Source organism: Gillisella terrae, assembly GCF_004801395.1.
In the GTDB taxonomy this organism is placed as follows: domain Bacteria; phylum Pseudomonadota; class Alphaproteobacteria; order Rhizobiales; family Rhizobiaceae; genus Allorhizobium; species Allorhizobium terrae.
Genome location: NZ_SSOA01000009.1, coordinates 117,173 through 132,788 on the forward strand (window position 1 = coordinate 117,173; position 15,616 = coordinate 132,788).

12 protein-coding genes are annotated in these 15,616 nt (G+C 55.6%); 8 read left to right on the plus strand and 4 right to left on the minus strand.

From position 1 onward, the window contains the following. Positions 1–14 precede the first annotated feature (14 nt). The 4 genes from E6C51_RS15675 to E6C51_RS15690 form a co-directional block, all read right to left on the minus strand. A complete protein-coding gene (locus tag E6C51_RS15675) occupies positions 15–1,715 on the minus strand; it encodes a hypothetical protein (protein ID WP_190236654.1) in 1,701 nt (566 codons plus the stop codon). Between the two features lie 123 nt (positions 1,716–1,838). Continuing rightward, entirely contained in the window at positions 1,839–3,749 is a 1,911-nt protein-coding gene (locus tag E6C51_RS15680; RefSeq protein WP_190236655.1) for a WD40 repeat domain-containing protein, read from the minus strand. A gap of 10 nt (positions 3,750–3,759) precedes the next feature. Next, on the minus strand, positions 3,760–4,536 hold the full coding sequence (locus tag E6C51_RS15685) for a hypothetical protein (RefSeq protein ID WP_146935219.1): 777 nt from the start codon (positions 4,534–4,536) through the stop codon (positions 3,760–3,762). Then, positions 4,533–5,132: a RibD family protein gene (locus E6C51_RS15690; RefSeq protein WP_190236656.1), complete on the minus strand. Its 600-nt coding sequence runs from the start codon at positions 5,130–5,132 to the stop codon at positions 4,533–4,535. The genes E6C51_RS15685 and E6C51_RS15690 overlap by 4 nt, the downstream gene beginning before the upstream one ends. Before the next feature lie 167 nt (positions 5,133–5,299). Between E6C51_RS15690 and ribA the strand changes: the two genes are divergently transcribed. The 8 genes from ribA (at position 5,300) to E6C51_RS15730 (ending at position 15,614) form a co-directional block, all read left to right on the plus strand. Beyond that, positions 5,300–5,926 (plus strand): GTP cyclohydrolase II, encoded by a 627-nt coding sequence (gene ribA / locus E6C51_RS15695; protein ID WP_146935222.1) that lies wholly within the window; start codon positions 5,300–5,302, stop codon positions 5,924–5,926. After that, a complete protein-coding gene (locus E6C51_RS15700; protein ID WP_190236657.1) occupies positions 5,926–8,097 on the plus strand; it encodes a GNAT family N-acetyltransferase in 2,172 nt (723 codons plus the stop codon). The genes ribA and E6C51_RS15700 overlap by 1 nt, the downstream gene beginning before the upstream one ends. Next, on the plus strand, positions 8,094–8,969 hold the full coding sequence (locus E6C51_RS15705; protein WP_190236658.1) for a glucosamine inositolphosphorylceramide transferase family protein: 876 nt from the start codon (positions 8,094–8,096) through the stop codon (positions 8,967–8,969). The genes E6C51_RS15700 and E6C51_RS15705 overlap by 4 nt, the downstream gene beginning before the upstream one ends. Positions 8,970–9,099: 130 nt before the next feature. Next, positions 9,100–10,170: a LacI family DNA-binding transcriptional regulator gene (locus tag E6C51_RS15710; protein ID WP_190236659.1), complete on the plus strand. Its 1,071-nt coding sequence runs from the start codon at positions 9,100–9,102 to the stop codon at positions 10,168–10,170. A 122-nt stretch (positions 10,171–10,292) separates the two neighbouring features. Then, on the plus strand, positions 10,293–11,561 hold the full coding sequence (locus tag E6C51_RS15715) for an ABC transporter substrate-binding protein (RefSeq protein ID WP_230987362.1): 1,269 nt from the start codon (positions 10,293–10,295) through the stop codon (positions 11,559–11,561). A 78-nt stretch (positions 11,562–11,639) separates the two neighbouring features. Further along, complete coding sequence (locus E6C51_RS15720) at positions 11,640–12,536, plus strand: carbohydrate ABC transporter permease (RefSeq protein ID WP_190236704.1); 897 nt, start codon at positions 11,640–11,642, stop codon at positions 12,534–12,536. Next, positions 12,533–13,357 carry a carbohydrate ABC transporter permease gene (locus tag E6C51_RS15725; protein WP_190236661.1) on the plus strand — a complete coding sequence of 275 codons (825 nt, stop codon included), beginning with the start codon at positions 12,533–12,535 and terminating at the stop codon, positions 13,355–13,357. Before E6C51_RS15720 ends, E6C51_RS15725 begins: the two co-directional genes overlap by 4 nt. 10 nt (positions 13,358–13,367) lie before the next feature. Further along, positions 13,368–15,614: a glycoside hydrolase family 2 protein gene (locus tag E6C51_RS15730; RefSeq protein WP_190236662.1), complete on the plus strand. Its 2,247-nt coding sequence runs from the start codon at positions 13,368–13,370 to the stop codon at positions 15,612–15,614. Positions 15,615–15,616: the final 2 nt, after the last annotated feature.

Sequence of the window (15,616 nt, forward strand, 5' to 3'; positions counted from 1 at the left end):
CGTCAAGGCTACCCTTACTTATCCGGAAAAATATGGCTGACGCTGGTTCCGTTCGGATAGTTGGTGCCGCTGCCATAGAGACCATGACAGGTGAAGCAATTGGTGGTGGGCTGGCTGGCGCTGGCCTGAGTCAAACTGCCAAGGCTGTATTGCTCAAACGTTTCCATGGTGCTGTTGGCGAGATACTGCGTTCCCTTTTCCACATAGCCCGGTTTGAAGGGAATTGGCCCCTTGGCCCAGATTGAGCCGCCCTGGAAATAATTGGCATAAACCGGACCACCGGCACTAACCAATTGCGGCTCAAGCGATGCCTGTAACGACATCAGCAGCGTGTTGTTGACCACCGCGAAATCACTGACCTGTGGTGTCGTTGATTGCAGACTGCCCCAAGGGTTGAGGCGAACGACGCTGGTAGGTGTCAACTGCGGCGGCGAGCCCGCAGCGGGAACAGAGGTGCTGGAGGTGAAGGTGATCACCATATTGCCCTTGGCATCAGAGCCAGAGGTTGCGGTCTGGGTGATCGCAGACGGTGCGACCGCAGCTCCGGGGTTGCCGTTATAGAAAATATAGCTGCTTTGAGTGCTGGTGCTCAATGGAACTGTCGAGATGCAATCCGTTCCGCTGTTGCAGGCACTTGTGGTGATATTATAGTTGGTGTTGAGGTAATTGAAATCGGCGTCTGGCGCGTTGAATTTGGATTCAAACGTCGCCCAGACCATTTCCGGATGATCTTTGACGGTGCCGACAACATGCATGCCCACCAGCGCCAATGTTCTGGTTGCGGTCACGGTGCCGTCGCTGGTCAAGGTCACCAGACCGTTTGTCGACCCGCTTTTGAAAGCCGGAACGTCCGCTTCAATGGTTTGCAGACCGGCCTTTTGCTCTGCGGTCAAATAGGTCACGTCAACCCAGGAACTTTTAACCTCCATGGCCAATTGCTCGGCGTCGCTATAGGTTGTGCCAGAGGCCTTAGCGATATCATTGACCTGATCCAGCGTGATTGGAAAATTCCCGGCGTTTGGATTGGTTGTATCGTTGTAATATTTGACCTTTGCCTGATTTTGCGCAAGGCCTGCAAAAACGTCGTTCACCTGAATGGTATAGTAGACAATCGGATAGGTGGCATAACCGGCCTTATTGGCGACCGGCACCGGAGCACCATTCAGAACCAGAACGCCACTTCCGCCCGCTTGTGCGGTTGAATCAGCAGTGGGCGTTGTCAAAGCAGCCCCCTTGGAGCCAGCTTTTAGCTTTGCCTTGACCTTTTCAACCACCTCTTCGGGCGCTTCCTTCGGCTTGTTCACCCGCACTTTGAACAACGATGGCTTTTTTGCCTTGTTGGCCGATGCGCTGACACCCTCTGCATTTTTGGTAAATGCAAAGGTTCCGTCCGGCTTCTCAGAGGCCGTGTAGAAGTTGGGCGAGAAAATCACGAGGTTGCCGGATCTATCGCGGCTTGTCAGCCACAGAAACATCTGGGCACCCCATTGGTAAAAGTCACAATTGGTCGCATCGTTAAAGGAAGCGCTGTTGGCAGGTTTGAAATTCAAACCGCCACCGTAGGATGTATCCTGCCATGCCTTGAACATATCCGGTGTCACAGCACATGTTGGGGCCGGTGCGGGCATGGCCTGCGCATAAGCGGTTTGCTGGAAGGCGGCGCCTGCCAACAGCAGGGCCAGACTACAGAGCCTGATCGTTGTTTTTTGTCCCATGTCTCTCTCCAATTGTGACGATAAAAGATAGTGATGAAATTTTCACCGGCACCCCACGTGTCCGGCGTTTCCCGACGGGGCGCTCAAAGTGAGCGTCCCCGGCAAAGTCTTGAAACGGTGATATCAAGCGACGCGCGCAGCGATCCCCAGAGCTGGCTCCAGAGCAGACACCTCAAGCGCGGGCGGCGCTATCTGCTGCACCATGGCCCGATAGACATTGGTGACAGACAGATCATCAACCTTGATCAGGTAAACGCCGCCGTCATAGGAGGAGGCCAAAAGCCCGCCAAAACCGCGCGAGAGCGAGCTGATGCCATTGGCGGCAATGGTCTGGCGCTGCACCGTGCCAGTGCGAAGATCAACCTTCAGAAGCGCGCCCCAATAATCGCCCACAATCACCGTTTTGGCATCCCAAAAGCACAGGCATTTGGGCGAGCGCCAACCGAGCTCGATCGCATGGGTCAGCCGCACTTCTGCGACATTGTAAACATTGAGGGTAAAATCACGCGAGGCGCTGGCGATCTGGTCGCCCTCGGGTGAGAAATCCACATCGTCAACAATGGCCGTATGGCCTGCGAAGGCGTTGACCAGCTCACCATCCAGCGTCCAGGTGGCAAGGCTGCCATCGGCCCCGCAGCTGACACCGAGATCTGCGGTTGGATGCAGGCGCAGCGCCTTGACCGCGCCATCATGCAAGGGATAGGCCGTCATGCTCCCGCCATCGTTTGAAATCCTTGCAATCGCCCCGCTGTAGCAGGCGGCATAAATTGCACCCTCATGCCCCGGCTGATGGGCAACCCGCAGAGAATTGATCGGCCCCTGCCCCAATTCCACACTTGCAACGGCAGCAAGACCATCTGATGTGCGCTTCAGCACATGAAGCTTATGGTCATGTGCGCCGGTGATGACACGATCCGACCATGGATCAAGCGTCACCGCATTCATCAAACGGCGGCCACCTTGCGGCTCAATGCACGAAAGCAGGCTGGCGTCCTTATCTGTCAGCTGCAACAAACGCACGAAACCATCATCGGTAACCGTCGCAACCGTGCCGTCAGCCGCACCCGAAATTTCGTTGAAACAGGCATTGCCATCGTCGCCGGGTCCACCGCCCAGCTCACTCAGGCGCTCGCCGGTTGCCGCATCCCATTGCACAACGGTGCCATCAAATGTGCCTGCCAGCACCGAGCGGCCATCCGGTGCCCAACTGAACGAACGCTCCCATTTGGTGGCATGCGGCTGAAGCTCGACCTTGGCGGTAAATGTATGCGCATCCCAGATGCGGATTCGCTGATCATAGGCGCAAGACAGGATATCGCCATTGACTGGAGAAATCGCGACCTTCTTGATGGCCGAGCTATGCGCTTCAATCACAGCAATGCTGTCGCCGCTGCGCACATCAAAAAGACGGATGACACCATCATCGCAGCCCAGCACGGCGCGACCATGCAGCAGATCAATGGCGCAGGTGTCTGTTTCCGTTTCAAACGGCCCCCAGGTGCGCAACAATTGACCGGTTTGCAGATTCCATTGCCGCAGCGTCATGTCATCGCCGGAGGAATAGATCAGGCCATCATGATAGCTGACCGACAAAACATCCTTTTCATGCCCCTCGATCACGCGGCGAATGGCACCGGTTTTCAAATTCCACACGATAATGCGACGATCACGCGAGGCCGACACCCCCGTATCCGCATCCACAAACACAAAGCACTCAACATCATCATTGTGGCCGCGCAACACCTGTTGCAGGCGGCGCTTGGTCAGATCCCAGATGTAAATATCGTAATCAGACGAGGATGATGCTGCCCGCTTGCCCTCGCTGTCCACCGTGATGTGGTTGACGAGATGGCGGTGGTAGCCCAGCAGTTCTACAGTGTGCGTCTTGAAATCAAACAGTGCAACTGCGCCGTCATAAGCGGCACTGACCGCGGCCGTTGTGCCAGCAATCGCGGCAACCGAGGTGACCGGCCCTCTATGGCGCGTGAAGATTTCATCCGGGTTCGCCCTTGCACTCATCTTTGCATAGGTCATTGCAATATCCTCATCTAACAGGTTGATGACTATGAATGTCAGGCACATCCCGACTGTGAATATCTTGAAATAGAGGGGTGTCGCGCAGCGCCTCCGATAGCTCCGGCAGATTGGCAATCACCCTGCCCAGATCATCCACCCCGCGCTTGCGGCATGTGGGCGTGAGAGGAGCAGTGGCTTCGATACCGAGATAGGCCAGAATGCGCGTGACCTCGGCCCAGTCGCCCAGCAATTCGTAATGGGTTTCAAACCAGCCCTGCCCGGTCGCCGTCAGCACCGCTTCCATCTGCGCATAATAGACGGCGTTGTTTTGCGCGTGCTTTTGCAAAGCCTGCGCATCAACCTCAAGCTTGGGCGGCTCCGCTACCACGCTCGAATCATAGCTTTCCCAAACACCCGTGATCTGAGCGAGTTTTTCGGACACATAAGCGCGTACCCGGTTGCGGCGCTTGAGCATGATCTTGCGTACGCTCGGATCACGCAGCAGCACATCGCTGGCAAAGAGATCTTCACCGCGATTGATCTTGAAGCCTACCGCGGCTTCACGGCCTGCCGTTTGCCAGATCTTGTCCAGAAAGCTCAAAGGGTCTGCATCGCGCTCAAGCGGTGTGCCCAAGGCCGCCGCCAGATCGCCGCGATCACGGGCATGGTGGATGCCGCCGGGGTTAAACATGCCATGGTGACAGAGAATGTGAGGATGCGCATTCAGCAAACTGCACAGCAGATTGCTGCCGGTGCGGGGGGCAGCAAAAATAACAAAGCGAACGGGAGAAGGCCGGCTCTTCATGATGCCTGCTCCAATCCCTCGCGCAAGCCATGGGCGTGAGCGCGCCCTGCCTCAAGCAGAAACCCTTCACCGAAGGGTTTTGCCCTTAGATCAGCAAACGTGACGCCCAATTCCGCACACGCCGCTTGAACAGCGCTATCAACCGACGAGGCGCGGACAAAAACGGTCACCACATCGGCAAAGCCCTGGCGAAAAAACGAGTGCAGCAGCGTACGCCCACCTTCCACCAGCAGGCTGCGAACACCATGTCTGTAAAGCGCCTGGAGGGGCTGGCGCAAATCATGGCCCTGCATGGGCAAAGATACCGTATCAGACGCGTGATCACAGCCTTCGAAAAATCCTCCATTGCCGATAACAAATGTCTGCACCGACGCTGGCTGGATGGCACAGGGCTGCGAACCGGCAAAGATAACCCGCACAGGCTGGCGCTTTGGCTCCCGCCCCAACCGCTCGGCCCGCACGGTTAAACGAGGTTGGTCGAGATTCCATGTTCGCCCGCCCACCGCAATCGCATCATAACGCTCACGCAAGCGATGAACACGCTGCCAATCGGCACCGCAAGAGACATTCCCGGCATCCAGAGATAGCGGCTGCAACAGTGTTGCATCCTGCATCGCAAAGTTGATGTGTATAAAGGGACAGAGCATTGCCGTGACCAATATTAAGCAACAAGTAATGCAAGCATAAGACATTATATTGTTTGATTGCAACCTATTTGTGTGCAATATTCTCTGCACAGTCGTAAATTTATGTTGGTACCCTTATGAACGTCCAAGTCCATATCAAAGATGCCGTGCAACCTCTCTCAGAGGCCATGATTCCAACGCAAGACGGGCAATATCGCATGATCGTGTTTCAAGACCGGCAGACGGCGCAGGAGCATGTGGCGATGGTGATGGGCGAGATCGACCCCGCAAAGCCCACACTGGTGCGTCTTCATTCGGAATGCATGACGGGCGATCTGTTTGGCTCCTATCGCTGCGATTGTGGCGAGCAACTGGCGGGCGCACGCCAGCGCATTGCCGAGGAAGGCGCTGGGATCATCCTCTATCTTCGTCAGGAAGGACGCGGCATTGGCCTTGCCAACAAATTGCGCGCCTATGCCCTGCAAGATCAAGGGCACGATACGGTCGATGCCAATCTGCTGTTGGGCTTTGACGCCGATCAGCGCAGCTTTGACAGTGCCGCCGCCATGCTGATGCATCTGGGCGTGCGCAGAGTAAAGCTGATGACCAATAATCCGCGCAAAATGGAGGCCCTGCAGGCGCTTGGCATTGCCGTTGTGGAGCGCCTGCCTCTGCGGCCAACACCGCGGCCGGAAAATCACCATTACCTTGCCACCAAGGCAGCAAAAATGGGGCATTGCCTTGAAGGGATGGACAGCATGTAATGGCGGACCTCTCGACCAAAGCTGCACCCGGCTTTCGATCCGAAAATGCTCCGCCCCGCACCGTTGCCATTGTGGATCCCTATGATGCCGGTTCCAATCTGGCCTTGGCCTTTGCCCAAAAAGGCGTTTCCGCCATCATGGTGGGCAGCACCCCCGATATTGCCCCGCAGGAAGGCACGGTTTTCGACCCCGACACCTTCCGTCGTCTGCTGTTTTGGCAAGATGATATGGCGCAACTGGTCGAAACTCTGCGCCATGAGGGTGTGACACACGTTCTTGCCGGATCAGAGCGCGGCACCATCCTCACCGATCATCTGGCAGAAGCACTTGGCTTGCCCGGCAATGGCACGGCTTTAAGTCTGGCCCGGCGCGATAAATTCATCATGATCGAGCAGGTGCGCCGGGCAGGCCTCCGCGCCCCGCCCCAAATGCAATCCGACAGGCTAGATGATATTCTCAAATGGGTCGATCAGCATTGTCCGCTGCCCGTGGTGCTGAAACCGCCGCAGTCCAAGGGGGCCGATGGTGTGCGCCTGTGCCGATCACGCGATGCGGTGGCACAGGCCTTTGCGGATATTTACGACAAGACCGACACGATGGGCCACATCAATCGCACGGTGCTGGCCCAAGCCTATGTGTGCGGCACCGAATATGTGTTGGATACCGTGAGCGTTGCCGGAAACCACCGCCTTGCGGGTGTCTGGGCCTATGGCAAACCTGAGGCCGATTACGACACCATCGGGTTGATCAGCACCAAGGAATTGCTCAATGCCGACAGTCCGCTTGCAGAGCGCTTGTTTGCCTTTGCCGCTCAGGTGCTGGATGCCTTGGGCATTGTCCATGGCGCAGGCCATTGCGAAATCATTGTCGATCAGCATGGCCCTGTTCTGGTCGAAGCCGCATCCCGGCTGCACGGCGGCCCGGCCGCGCATCGCATGAGCTTTGACACCCTTGGCTTCAGTCAGATGGATCTTCTGGTGCAATCCTGTTTGCAACCAGATCAATTTCTGAAGGATATTCATCAGCGCTATCCTCTGCCGGGTGGGGCGGTGATGGCCTTGCTGCGTGATAAAACCCTGCAAGGCATGATCGAGATGTTACCATCGGTCCGCACAGTCAGTTGGAGTGAGACAGTAAGGCCCACACCCAATGCGGTGTTTGGGCTTGCCACCTTGATACACCCGGAGCGCGCGGTGGTGGCTGCGGACCTCAGCATCATCACCTGTCGTTACGACACGCTCAAAACCCGCACCGCCGTTGAAGCCCTTGCGCCTGCGTGGCAGGCGCTTTTGCGCCGCTCCCATTGCAACCGCGCGTTTGGCAGTCCCGCGTGGTATCTTGCCGCCCTCGATGCCCAGCCGCACCTATCGCCTTGGGTGGTCACGGCCTATCGCAACAATGAGCTTGTTGGCGTGCTCGCCCTTGTCAAGGACAGCCAGACCTGCCGCTTCGCCACAAACCTCAGCGATTATAATGATGTGGTGGTCTCGGCTAACGACCACGCCACCGCTCAAGGCCTTTTGCTTTATGCCAGACACCATCTATCGCTGCTTCAGCCTGCCCGGTTAGAACTCGACTGCATCAGAGCGGATGCGGCATGTGCGGCGGGGGCAGCCTTAACGGCACCCGCCACGATCTGCCCATTTGCGGATATCTCAAGGGGATATGAAAAATGGCTTGAAACCCGCAGCAAGCGTTTTCAAACAACACTGAAAGCTGCGGAAAAGCGCGCCGCCGCCCATGGCCTGTTTGTGGAAAAGCTCACCCCCTCGCGCCATGGTCATCTCAACCTTTCGGACCTGTTTTTAGCATTGCACCGTGAGCGGTTTGGCGCGGCCAGCCTGTTTGCCCACACACCCACGGCGGCCGCTTTTGTCAAAGCAGCCCTGCCGCGCCTTTTTCACACCGGGGATGCCATGGTTTTTGGCCTTTGGGCACAGGGTCACCTGATCGGGCTGAACCTGTGCATGGTGGGGCCGAACAGTCTGGGCTATTGGAACGCCGGATTCAAATCGGCCTTTGCACAATTCTCGCCGGGCACGCTGATGATTCATGCGGCCCTTCGCGAAGCCGTGGCCTGTGGCTTTGCAGAGTTTGACTACTTGCGCGGCCCGGAAGCCTATAAGATGAAATGGGCCACGGATTGCCGCACCATAGGCCGTCTGCCATGACAACAGCAGATTTGCCCAAGGATCCATGGTCGATCAGCGTCTTTGTGGGCGAAAGCCCCTTGTCACTTTCACCACACCCGGACATTGCCCATCCCGCAATGGCACGCGCACAAATCAATGATGTTCGCGCCAGCTTCATTGCCGATCCGTTTTTTATCCACCATCACGGCACATGGCATCTGTTTTTCGAAATCCTGAACCACGAGCGTGGACTGGGTGAAATCGGATATGCATCCAGCCAAAATGCCCTGCAATGGACCTATCAGGGCGTGGTGTTGCGAGAGACATTTCACCTGTCTTATCCTTTGGTTTTTGAACACGCGGGCCAGATCTATATGGTGCCGGAAACATTGGGAGCCGGTGCCGTGCGACTTTATCGCGCCGAGCCTTTCCCCACACAATGGGTGCATGTTGCCGATCTTGTCACCGGCACACTCGCTGACCCAACGCCTTTTCAGTTTGAGGGCCGCTGGTGGATGTTTGGCTGCACCACCCCCAGCACCCACGATCATTTAAGCCTGTTTCATGCCGATCATCTGTTCGGGCCATGGCACAGGCACCCGGCAAGCCCCATAGTAGCGCGCGACAACCGCCGCGCCCGCCCGGCGGGCCGGGTGGTCAGCATCAACGGCGTGCTGCATCGCTTTGCGCAGGACTGTGGGCAACGTTACGGCGGTGCGGTGCGGGCCTTTGCCATTCATCAGCTGACAGTTGATGCCTACGCCGAGCAGGAATGCGCCAACAGCCCCATCTTCCAGGCCGCTGGAAATGGATGGAACGGCAAGGGCATGCATCATGTGGATGCGCAGCAGCAGTCTTCTGGCGGCTGGCTTGCCGTTGTGGATGGCATCTGCCATGCGCAGCCCCTGTAATTCCCGATAGCCAAAGCCTTTCGGGGTATCATCATTGAACTTGCGTAAACCTTGGAGTTTCAGTAGTAAATTTTTACCAATTTATTCCTGACTATGGCGCGATGCTGTAGAATTTTCGGAGGGGCAGCCCATGGTCACATTGCGCGAAATCGCCAAAGCTGTTGGCGTTTCCTCCGGCACCGTCTCGCGCGTGTTGAATTACGATCAAACCCTGTCGATTTCGGAGAGCAAACGGCAGGCGATCATTGAGACGGCAGAAGCGCTGAATTATGAGACGCCGCGCAGCCGAAATCGCCGCAGCAATCCTTATGGCCTTGCACCCTCCCCCTCTGGCGCGCGGGCACCGATTGCCATCGTGCATTTTCTCGAGCCGGAAGACGAGCTCGCCGATCCCTATTATGTCGGCGTGCGTTTGGGCATAGAGCGGCGCTGCAATGAGCATCAACTGGAAATCATCAAGGTTTTACGCACCCAGGATCTGAAAGAATCCAAAGTCTTGCAATCGGCGGGCGGCATGATTGTCATTGGCAAACACTCGCTCGCCACGATGGAAGACCTGATCCAGTCGTCGCGCCCCATTGTTTTTGCCGACATCAATCCGCGCCTTGACGATTACGATTGCGTCCTGTCTGATCTCGGCACCGCCACCACCAAAATTCTCAATGGTCTGGCCTCGGCAGGTTATCAACACATTGGTTTTATTGGCAGCTACGGCCATCTGGACCAGAATGCGGCCGTGCAAAGTGGTCGTTGTGAAGCCTATATGGATTGGCATAAGACGCGGGGGACGTTTGATCCGCGGCTCATGGCACCTGGCTATCAGCAAAACACCGATTCCCGCAGCCTGAGGCTGGAAACCGGCTATGAGCAAACCCAGCTTCTTCTGAAGCTCGATCCCAAGCCGGATGTCATTCTCTGCGCCAATGACAATATGGCGATTGGCGCTTATCGGGCCATTCAAGAGGCGGGTCTTGCCATTCCCAACGACATAGCTCTTGCGTCATTCAATGACATTCCTGTCACGCAATTTCTCAATCCACCTCTCTCAAGCATGCATATTCCCGGTGAACATATCGGCGAAACCGCAGTGGATCTTCTGGTCGAGCGCTTAAGCGGCCGCGACTACACCAAACACGTGATCATTCCGACAAAAATGCAATGGCGCGGCAGCTGCCGCCCTCCTGTCGTTGCCGAGACGTAAACTGGCATCATCTACCGTGAAAAATATTTAGTAAATTTTTTCTTGTGTTTTTCTTCCTTTTCGACTTACTCTCTGTTCGACGGTTGGGAGCCGTGTAAGGCACTCGTTTTGGGAGGATGAGCGTGCGGTATTTTTCAGGCAAAGCAGCAGCAGTCAGATTGGCCATTGCAGGCACAAGCCTGCTGACGGCAACAGCCGCCATGGCCGGTGAAATCACCATCTGGTGCTGGGATCCGAATTTCAATGTTGCCATCATGAAGGAAGCGGGCGCGCGCTACACGGCGAAGCACCCCGACACAACCTTTAACGTGGTGGATTTTTCCAAGGAATCCGTTCAGCAAAAACTGCAAACTGGGCTTGCCTCAGGGGCCACCGACGCTTTACCGGATATTGTGCTGATCGAAGATTACGGCGCACAAAAATATCTGCAATCATTCCCCGGCGCTTTTGCCTCCATGTCGGGCAAGGTCGATTACAGCGGGTTTGCGCCCTATAAGGTCAACCTGATGACCGTGGACGGCAAGGTCTATGGCATGCCCTTCGATTCCGGTGTCACCGGAATGTACTATCGCAAAGACTATCTGGAACAGGCCGGCTTCAAGCCGGAAGATATGCAAAACATCACCTGGGACCGATATATCGAAATCGGCAAGCAGGTGCTGGCAAAGACCGGCAAGCAGATGCTCACACTGGATATGAGCGATAATGGTCTCACCCGTCTGATCATGCAATCGGGTGGTGAATGGTATTTTGACAAGGCAGGCAACCTGAATGTTGAAAACAATGCGCCTCTCAAGGCTGCAATGGAAATTCAGGCCAAGCTGACGAAAGACGGCCTCATCAAGCGCACCAGCGGCTGGACAGAAGCCGTCAACGCCTTCAACTCCGGCGATGTTGCAACCGTGGTCAGCGGTGTATGGATCACCGGCAGCATCAAGACTCAAGCCGATCAGGTTGGGAAATGGGGCGTTGCACCCATTCCGAAACTGGATTTGCAAGGGGCGGTCGGGGCTTCCAATCTTGGCGGTTCAAGCTGGTATGTGCTGGAAAAATCCAAGGAAAAAGACGAGGCTATTGATTTTCTTAACGAGATTTACGGCAAGGATCTCGATTTTTACCAGAAAATCCTCACAGAACGCGGCGCAGTCGGTTCGCTTTTGGCAGCACGCCAAGGCGAGGCCTACAACCAGCCCGATCCGTTTTTTGGTGGCGATAAAGTCTGGTTGAAATTCTCGAAATGGCTGGGTGAAATTCCGCCTGTCAACTATGGCATTTTCACCGGCGAAGTGGATCAGGCTGTGATTGCCAACATGCCCGCCGTCATCAACGGCACACCGATTGATACGGTGATCAAGAATATTACCACTCAGGCCGAGCAGCAAATCCAATAAGCCCTCCTCCCGGGCGGCCGCGTGGCAGTCGTGCTGCGCGGCCATTTCATCACACATCTTTTCAAAGCGATTGAAATCATGGCAGCGGTAAAACGTGGCGGATTGAGCCGATATTACGATGTCAACGGTTGGCTGTTTGTGGCACCCGCTTTGGCACTGATATCGGTGTTCATGCTCTACCCGATTGTTCGTTCCCTCATTTTGTCCCTCTATTCCGGTCGGGGCATGATGATGAAGTTCAACGGCCTCGGCAACATCACCCGCCTTTTCAACGATCCGACTTTTCTGAAAGCGCTCAGCAACACGATGACATTTTTTGTCATTCAGGTGCCGATCATGCTGGTGCTGGCCCTGCTTTTGGCCGTTGCGCTGAACAATCCGAAGCTGCGCTTTTCCGGCCTGTATCGAACCTTGATCTTTTTGCCCTGCGTGTCATCGCTGGTGGCCTATTCCATCCTGTTCAAAAGCATGTTCGCGGTCGATGGCGTCATCAACAACACACTCATGCTGATGGGGGTCTTGTCCTCTCCCATCAATTGGATATCCGATCCCTTCTGGGCCAAGGTGTTGATTATCATCGCCCTGATCTGGCGCTGGACCGGCTATAACATGATTTTCTATCTGGCAGCCTTGCAAAACATCGATCGCTCGATTGATGAGGCCGCAAGGATTGATGGAGTTCCCGCTCACCGCCGCTTTTTGCACCTCACGGTGCCAATGCTCAAACCCGTCATTCTGTTTACCACCGTCACCTCCACCATTGGCACATTGCAATTGTTTGATGAGGTCTACACCCTGACGGAAGGCACAGGCGGACCGGCCAATGCCACGCTGACGCTGTCGCTTTACATCTACAACCTGACTTTCAAATTCATGCCCAATTTTGGCTACGCCGCCACTGTGTCCTATGTGATTGTGGTGATGGTGGCGCTGTTATCCATGGTGCAGTTTTTTGCAGCAAAGGAGCGCCCATGAACGTCCATCGTTTGCGGTCTCATACCGGCTCCTTTTTGCAATACAGCTTTTTATCGCTGGCCGCCTTTATCTCGGTGTTTCCCTTCATCTGGATGGTCATTTGCGCAACCAATACAACGCCAGACATTATCCGTGGCAAACTCTCGCTCGGATCTGCGCTGTTTGACAACATCGGCAGTTTCTTCACCGCCTTGAATGTGCCGCTGATCATGTGGAATTCGGTGAAGATTGCCGTTTTCGGCACGCTCATCACCCTGCTGGTGTCGTCGCTGGCCGGGTATGGCTTTGAAATGTTTCGCTCCAAACTGCGCGACAAGATCTATGCCGTTGTGCTGCTGACGCTGATGATCCCCTTTGCTGCGCTGATGATCCCGCTGTTTTTGCTGATCTCGAAAATGGGGCTGATTGATACGCATGTTGCCATTGTGCTGCCCACGCTGGCGTCTGCCTTTATCATTTTCTACTTCCGGCAGGCTTCAAAAGCATTTCCGTCGGCGCTGCGCGATGCCGCCAAAATGGACGGGCTGAAAGAATGGCAGATATTTTTCTATATCTATCTGCCGGTGATGCGCTCAACCTTTGCGGCCGCCTTTGTCATCGTCTTCATGCTCAACTGGAACAATTATCTTTGGCCGCTGATTGTGCTGCAATCCAACGATTCCAAGACGATCACCCTGGTCGTCTCGTCGCTCGCCTCGGCCTATTTTCCTGAATATGGCACCGTCATGATCGGTACCATTCTTGCAACCCTTCCCACATTGCTCGTGTTTTTCGCCATGCAGCGCCAGTTTGTACAAGGCATGCTTGGCTCAGTTAAATAAAGGTATGACCATGCGTCGTTATGAAAATTTCAATGCCAACTGGACATTTTTGCACGGGTTTGAACCGGCCTGGGTCCATGCCCCGCAGAGCGGCGAAACCGTGCGCCTGCCGCACACCGCCGTTGAGCTTCCCTATAATTATTTTGATGAAAAGCTCTATCAAAAGGCCTTCACCTATCAGAAGGTGATTGCCTGGGAGCCGGGTTTTGAAGGCCGTGAGGTTTCACTGGTGTTTGATGCCGCCATGGCCGATTCTGTGGTCACCCTCAATGGCGTCGAGATTATTGCCCACAAGGATGGCTATACCCCGTTTGAAGCGCGTCTTACCCCACATTTAAAAGCCGGTGACAATCTGCTGACGGTCAAGATCGACGGCTCGGAGAACCCGGAAATCCCACCCTTTGGCGGTCAGATTGATTATCTCACCTATGCCGGGATTTACCGCGATGTGTGGCTGAAAGTCACCGATCCCGTCTCGATCCATAACATCAAGATCGAAACACCCGATGCCCTGAATGACAGCAAAACCGTCACAGTCAAAGTCATGTTGGCCAATCACACCCAGCAGGATGCAAGCGGCACGGTGCGTGTCACCATCACCGACAAGGACGGCGCAACGCTTGCCAGCGCAGATGCGGCGATTGCTGGCAAAGACACGCTGATCACGCTGGAAAACATCAAACAGGCCGCCCTTTGGGACCTCGACAATCCGGTGCTTTACACGTTGACGGCCGAGATCACCACCGAGCACGGCAAAGACAGCGTCTCAAGCCGCTTTGGCTTCCGCACGGTTGAATTTCGCACCGATGGCTTTTTCCTCAATGGTCAAAACATCAAGCTGCGCGGGCTGAACCGCCATCAGGCATGGCCGCATCTGGGCTATGCCATGGGGCGCAGAGGCCAGGAAAAAGACGCCGATCAGATGAAATTTGATCTGCGCTGCAATATTGTGCGCACCTCGCATTATCCGCAATCCAAGTGGTTTTTGGATCGCTGCGACGAGATTGGCCTGTTGGTGTTTGAAGAAATTCCCGGCTGGCAGCATATTGGCGGCCCGGTATGGCAGCAGGAATCCATCCAGAACGTGCGCCGCATGATTGAGCGTGACTGGAACCATCCTTCGATTATCATCTGGGGCGTGCGCATCAACGAATCCAAAGACAATCACGACTTTTATGTCGAGACCAACCGCGTTGCCCGCGCCCTCGACACCACCCGCCAGACCGGCGGGGTGCGCTGCATTCCCAACAGCGAATTGCTGGAAGATGTCTACACCATGAATGATTTTGTTCTGGGCATGGAAGAAATGCCCGGCAACAATCGTGGTCGTCTGGTCATCCGCGAGCAGGCAGAAATCACCGGCTTGTCAACCAAAGTGCCCTATATGATCACCGAATATAACGGGCATATGTATCCTACAAAGCGCTGGGATCAGGAGCAGCGGCAGGCCGAGCACGTCACCCGCCACCTGCTCATGCTCAATGCCGTAGCGGGCGATCCCGCCATTTCCGGCTGCACCGGCTGGTGCATGTTTGATTATAACACCCACAAGGATTTCGGCTCTGGCGACCGTATCTGCTACCATGGTGTGATGGACATGTACCGCGAGCCAAAGCTTGCGGCCTATGCCTATGCCTCTCAGGGTGATCCATCGGGGGGCGTTGTTTTGCAACCCGTGACCTTCTGGGCGCGCGGCGAGCGCAATATCGGTGGCGTTTTGCCGCTGATCATTCTCACCAATTGCGATTATGTTGAAATCTCGCTTGGCAAAACGCTGACCAAGCGCGTCTCGCCCGACCGCCAGACCTATCCTCATCTTGCCCATCCGCCGGTGATTATCGACGAGCGCAGCATGACCAAGGAAGAGTTCGGCACCTGGGGCCTGCGATGGATGGGCGGCACCATCACTGGCTTTGTCGATGGAAAAGCGGTCAAAACCGTCGAATTGCCCGCCGATCCGCTGCCAACCACCTTGCAGATTGCGCCGGACGCGACCGATTTGAGTGCGGGCGAAAAAGACACTGTGCGGGTCATCCTTCGGGCTCTTGATCAGGGCGGCAATGTCCTGCCCTTCTTCGATGATCCTGTCTCCCTTAAGCTGAAGGGACCGGGCCGCCTGATCGGGCCAGAGCTTTCCAGCTTCAAGGGTGGCGTTACCGGCCTTTGGATTGAGGCGGGCGACGAGAAAGGCACGATCACGCTCACCGCCACCTGCCGTCCATTTGGCAGCCAATCCATCACCTTTACCGTTGCATGAGG